The following is a 534-nucleotide window of genomic DNA, read 5'->3' as shown; positions in this document are numbered from 1 at the left end:
AGCGTTGAAGGTCTCGATCCAGGCTTCCATCGTCGGCCGCTCGGAAAGCGGTACGATGCTCGCTGCATCCTGGAACCGGATGAGATTAGTGGGCGCATCGCGGCGAATGGCTTCGATCTCGGCTGCCGGGAGCAGCCGCTCGCCGCGGATGAAGTCGGTGATCCTGCCGGGCTTCGTCCTGGTCGAACGCCGCCAGAGCCCCTCGACGGTGCGCAGCCGAGGTTCCGCGCGCGCCTCGATGAGCACGATCAGCCTGAGGCACCAGGTTGGCAGCGCCCGTACTTCGTCCGGCTGGATGGCCCCGCAGAAGAAGCAGCTCGATTTCGGAGGGATCGGAAGACCGGCCTGCTCGATACGCGCGGCGCACCGGTCGCGGCTCCAGTTCCACTCGCGCAGCGGATAGCGGCACTCGAACAGCGGATCGTTCAACGCGGACGCATGCGCGTAGCGACGCGTGTCGGCAGGCGAGGCATCGTAGCCGATTAGCCGAACGACCTTCTGGCCTCGCTGCCACGCGGCCTGGGCTGGCGCCCA

The 534-nt window shown here is 67.2% G+C and carries 1 pseudogene; it reads right to left on the bottom strand.

Going from position 1 to position 534, the window contains the following annotated elements:
- Positions 1–534: pseudogene (locus QHC67_RS18790) on the bottom strand (hypothetical protein); the annotation flags it as partial.

Source organism: Sphingobium sp. (assembly GCF_033795625.1).
Lineage (GTDB): Bacteria > Pseudomonadota > Alphaproteobacteria > Sphingomonadales > Sphingomonadaceae > Sphingobium.
The sequence above is the reverse complement of the archived record's forward strand: the minus strand, read 5'-3'. Positions and strand labels throughout refer to the sequence as shown.